This is a genomic window from Colwellia sp. MB3u-45 (genome assembly GCF_014077005.1).
GTDB lineage: Bacteria > Pseudomonadota > Gammaproteobacteria > Enterobacterales > Alteromonadaceae > Cognaticolwellia.
Genome location: NZ_JACGVC010000058.1, coordinates 1 through 5,571, shown reverse-complemented (window position 1 = coordinate 5,571; position 5,571 = coordinate 1). Strand labels below are relative to the sequence as shown.

Below are 5,571 nucleotides of genomic sequence, written 5' to 3'. Positions count from 1 at the left end.
GGTGAGTTAAGGTGAGCATCACAAACGATTTTTAATTGAAGAGTTTGATCATGGCTCAGATTGAACGCTGGCGGCAGGCTTAACACATGCAAGTCGAGCGGTAACAGAGATAGCTTGCTATCTGCTGACGAGCGGCGGACGGGTGAGTAATGCTTGGGAATATGCCTTATGGTGGGGGACAACAGTTGGAAACGACTGCTAATACCGCATAACGTCTACGGACCAAAGGGGGGGATGCTTCGGCACCTCCCGCCATTTGATTAGCCCAAGTGAGATTAGCTAGTAGGTGAGGTAAGAGCTCACCTAGGCGACGATCTCTAGCTGGTTTGAGAGGATGATCAGCCACACTGGGACTGAGACACGGCCCAGACTCCTACGGGAGGCAGCAGTGGGGAATATTGCACAATGGGCGAAAGCCTGATGCAGCCATGCCGCGTGTGTGAAGAAGGCCTTCGGGTTGTAAAGCACTTTCAGCGAGGAGGAAAGGTTAGTGGTTAATAGCCACTAGCTGTGACGTTACTCGCAGAAGAAGCACCGGCTAACTTCGTGCCAGCAGCCGCGGTAATACGAGGGGTGCAAGCGTTAATCGGAATTACTGGGCGTAAAGCGTGCGTAGGTGGTTTGTTAAGCAAGATGTGAAAGCCCTGGGCTCAACCTGGGAACTGCATTTTGAACTGGCAAGCTAGAGTTTTGTAGAGGGTAGTGGAATTTCCAGTGTAGCGGTGAAATGCGTAGAGATTGGAAGGAACATCAGTGGCGAAGGCGGCTACCTGGACAAAGACTGACACTGAGGCACGAAAGCGTGGGGAGCAAACAGGATTAGATACCCTGGTAGTCCACGCCGTAAACGATGTCAACTAGCCGTCTGTAGACTTGATCTGTGGGTGGCGTAGCTAACGCGCTAAGTTGACCGCCTGGGGAGTACGGCCGCAAGGTTAAAACTCAAATGAATTGACGGGGGCCCGCACAAGCGGTGGAGCATGTGGTTTAATTCGATGCAACGCGAAGAACCTTACCATCCCTTGACATCCAGAGAAGAGACTAGAGATAGACTTGTGCCTTCGGGAACTCTGTGACAGGTGCTGCATGGCTGTCGTCAGCTCGTGTTGTGAAATGTTGGGTTAAGTCCCGCAACGAGCGCAACCCCTATCCTTATTTGCCAGCGAGTTATGTCGGGAACTCTAAGGAGACTGCCGGTGATAAACCGGAGGAAGGTGGGGACGACGTCAAGTCATCATGGCCCTTACGGGATGGGCTACACACGTGCTACAATGGCAAGTACAGAGGGCTGCAATACCGCGAGGTTGAGCGAATCCCACAAAGCTTGTCGTAGTCCGGATTGGAGTCTGCAACTCGACTCCATGAAGTCGGAATCGCTAGTAATCGTAGATCAGAATGCTACGGTGAATACGTTCCCGGGCCTTGTACACACCGCCCGTCACACCATGGGAGTGGGTTGCAAAAGAAGTGGCTAGTTTAACCCTTCGGGGAGGACGGTCACCACTTTGTGATTCATGACTGGGGTGAAGTCGTAACAAGGTAACCCTAGGGGAACCTGGGGTTGGATCACCTCCTTATCTTGAAGTAAAACAGCTTAATGAGAACCTCGGTTCTACGAGTGTTCACACAAATTACATGATAACAAATTAGAAGAAGTCCAAACACGCTAGCTTCGGACGTAAATTCTTGAAAGAGAAATAGGTCTGTAGCTCAGCTGGTTAGAGCGCACCCCTGATAAGGGTGAGGTCGGCAGTTCAAGTCTGCCCAGACCTACCAATTTCGTCCTCTATCTTCGTTGGTTCATCACTCATGTAGGAAACTACATGTCGCGATAAACCGCCTTGATATAGAACAAAATATTACGTTTTAGCTTAAAGTGTGTTTCCCATTGCGGGGCTATAGCTCAGCTGGGAGAGCGCCTGCCTTGCACGCAGGAGGTCAGCAGTTCGATCCTGCTTAGCTCCACCACTTCTTCACTAAAGAAAGAGACCAAACTTAAACTATCAAAAGTTGATAAGTTAAGTTTGGTTTTTTAAACCAAGTCCTCACCGAATGTGTGTGAATGACTAATTCTTTAACAATCTGGAAAGCTGATATAAATACCGGTATTTATATGACAAACACGGTGTCGCGCTGTTGTTTGTAAATTATAAATACCAAGCTGTTATTAATAGGAATATCGCCTATTAACGATGGTGATTACGGGTCCTCCTCGGAAACGTAATCAACCCGGTAATAAGTTTACTTTTACGAGTTAAATTTGTTACCACTCTTATTCAAGACACACTTTGTGTGCGTGAAAATGTCAGACTTTACAATTGCTGTGGATTAGTCTCCACGGTGTACTAACTAGCTTCTTCTTATTTATAAGGAAAGACTACTTGGGGTTGTATGGTTAAGTGACTAAGCGTATGTGGTGGATGCCTTGGCAGTTAGAGGCGATGAAGGACGTGTTAATCTGCGAAAAGCTTTGGTGAGGTGATAAAAACCGTTATAGCCAAAGATATCCGAATGGGGAAACCCACCCGTCGTAAGGCGGGTATCAACAAGTGAATACATAGCTTGTTGAGGCGAACCGGGAGAACTGAAACATCTAAGTACCCCGAGGAAAAGAAATCAACCGAGATTTCCTTAGTAGCGGCGAGCGAACGGGAATTAGCCCTTAAGTGGTTTGTAAGTTAGTGGAATCTACTGGAAAGTAGAGCGATACAGGGTGATAGCCCCGTACACGAAAATAAACTTATCATGAAATCGAGTAGGTCGGCACACGTGAAACGTTGACTGAACATGGGGGGACCATCCTCCAAGGCTAAATACTCCTAACTGACCGATAGTGAACCAGTACCGTGAGGGAAAGGCGAAAAGAACCCCTGTGAGGGGAGTGAAATAGAACCTGAAACCGCATACGTACAAGCAGTGAGAGCTAGATTTAGTCTAGTGATTGCGTACCTTTTGTATAATGGGTCAGCGACTTATATTCTGTAGCAAGGTTAACCGAATAGGGGAGCCGTAGCGAAAGCGAGTGTTAACTGCGCGTTTAGTTGCAGGGTATAGACCCGAAACCCGGCGATCTACCCATGGGCAGGTTGAAGGTTGAGTAACATCAACTGGAGGACCGAACACACGTATGTTGAAAAATGCGGTGATGACTTGTGGGTCGGAGTGAAAGGCTAATCAAGCCGGGAGATAGCTGGTTCTCCCCGAAATCTATTTAGGTAGAGCCTCGCACGAACACCATTGGGGGTAGAGCACTGTTAAGGCTAGGGGGTCATCCCGACTTACCAACCCTTTGCAAACTCCGAATACCAATGAGTGATATGCGGGAGACACACTACGGGTGCTAACGTCCGTTGTGAAGAGGGAAACAACCCAGACCGCCAGCTAAGGTCCCAAAGTACTAGTTAAGTGGGAAACGATGTGGAAAGGCATAGACAGCTAGGAGGTTGGCTTAGAAGCAGCCATCCTTTAAAGAAAGCGTAATAGCTCACTAGTCGAGTCGGTCTGCGCGGAAGATGTAACGGGGCTAAACTAGTCACCGAAGCTGCGGATTTGAACTTAGGTTCAAGTGGTAGGGGAGCGTTCTGTAAGCCGTTGAAGGTGAGTTGTAAAGCTTGCTGGAGGTATCAGAAGTGCGAATGCTGACATGAGTAACGATAAGGGGAGTGAAAAACTCCCCCGCCGAAAGACCAAGGTTTCCTGTCCCATGTTAATCAGGGCAGGGTAAGTCGGCCCCTAAGGCGAGGCGGAAACGCGTAGTCGATGGGAAACAGATTAATATTTCTGTACTTCTATATATTGCGAAGGAGGGACGGAGTAGGCTAGGTGAGCACGGCGTTGGTAGTCCGTGTGAAAGTATGTAGGTGGTTGTCTTAGGTAAATCCGGGACTTCATTAAACACTGAGATACGAGACGAGATTCTACGGAATTGAAGTCATTGATGCCATGCTTCCAGGAAAAGCTTCTAAGCTTCAGATATATAGGAACCGTACCCCAAACCGACACAGGTGGTTAGGTAGAGAATACTAAGGCGCTTGAGAGAACTCGGGTGAAGGAACTAGGCAAAATAGTACCGTAACTTCGGGAGAAGGTACGCTCTCTAATGTGAATGACTTGCTCAGTAAGCATCGGAGAGTCGAAGTAACCAGGTGGCTGGAACTGTTTATTAAAAACACAGCACTGTGCAAAATCGAAAGATGACGTATACGGTGTGACGCCTGCCCGGTGCCGGAAGGTTAATTGATTGGGTTATCTTCGGAGAAGCTCATGATCGAAGCCCCGGTAAACGGCGGCCGTAACTATAACGGTCCTAAGGTAGCGAAATTCCTTGTCGGGTAAGTTCCGACCTGCACGAATGGCGTAATCATGGCCACACTGTCTCCACCCGAGACTCAGTGAAATTGAAATTGCGGTTAAGATGCCGTATACCCGCGGCTAGACGGAAAGACCCCGTGAACCTTTACTATAGCTTGACAGTGAACATTGCTCCTACATGTGTAGGATAGGTGGGAGACTATGAAACCATGTCGCTAGATGTGGTGGAGTCTACCTTGAAATACCACCCTTGTATGCGTGATGTTCTAACCTAGGGCCCTTATCGGGCTTGGGGACACTGTCTGGTGGGTAGTTTGACTGGGGCGGTCTCCTCCTAAAGAGTAACGGAGGAGCACGAAGGTTGGCTAAGTACGGTCGGACATCGTACGGTTAGTGCAATGGCATAAGCCAGCTTAACTGCGAGACAGACACGTCGAGCAGGTACGAAAGTAGGTCATAGTGATCCGGTGGTTCTGTATGGAAGGGCCATCGCTCAACGGATAAAAGGTACTCCGGGGATAACAGGCTGATACCGCCCAAGAGTTCATATCGACGGCGGTGTTTGGCACCTCGATGTCGGCTCATCACATCCTGGGGCTGAAGTCGGTCCCAAGGGTATGGCTGTTCGCCATTTAAAGTGGTACGCGAGCTGGGTTTAGAACGTCGTGAGACAGTTCGGTCCCTATCTGCCGTGGGCGTTTGAGAATTGAAGAGGGCTGCTCCTAGTACGAGAGGACCGGAGTGGACGAACCGCTGGTGTTCGGGTTGTTATGCCAATAGCATTGCCCGGTAGCTACGTTCGGAACTGATAACCGCTGAAAGCATCTAAGCGGGAAGCAGGCTTTGAGATGAGTTCTCACTGGAGCTTTAAGCTCCCTAAAGGGTCGTTGGAGACTACAACGTTGATAGGTTGGGTGTGTAAGGACTGCGAGGTCTTGAGCTAACCAATACTAATTACCCGTGAGGCTTAACCATACAACACCCAAGTGGTTTTAAGTTGTGTGTCGTTTGACATAGTAGAATTGCATAGGAATATGCAACATCACGTACATAAGTGATGAATAAGAGAAACAAAGAACACAAAACGTATTTATACATCACTGAGACAAGTCTCACTGATACAGCTTTTTAGATTGTACCCTTTTTGTCTAGCGACAATAGCGACATGGCCCCACCTGATCCCATTCCGAACTCAGAAGTGAAACGTGTTAGCGCCGATGGTAGTGTGGGAGTTCCCATGTGAGAGTAGGACATTGCTAG

Annotated in this window: 2 tRNA genes and 3 rRNA genes; all 5 read left to right on the top strand. The window is 48.6% G+C overall.

Annotated features, from left to right (window positions below):
• Positions 1-32: 32 nt before the first annotated feature.
• Positions 33-1,577: ribosomal RNA gene (locus H4J41_RS17465) — 16S ribosomal RNA — on the top strand.
• A 122-nt stretch (positions 1,578-1,699) separates the two neighbouring features.
• Positions 1,700-1,776 (top strand) — tRNA-Ile (locus H4J41_RS17460).
• Between the two features lie 116 nt (positions 1,777-1,892).
• Positions 1,893-1,968 (top strand) — tRNA-Ala (locus tag H4J41_RS17455).
• Positions 1,969-2,393: 425 nt separating this feature from the next.
• Positions 2,394-5,286: ribosomal RNA gene (locus tag H4J41_RS17450) — 23S ribosomal RNA — on the top strand.
• Positions 5,287-5,458: 172 nt separating this feature from the next.
• A 5S ribosomal RNA gene (gene rrf, locus H4J41_RS17445) occupies positions 5,459-5,571 on the top strand; the annotation flags it as partial.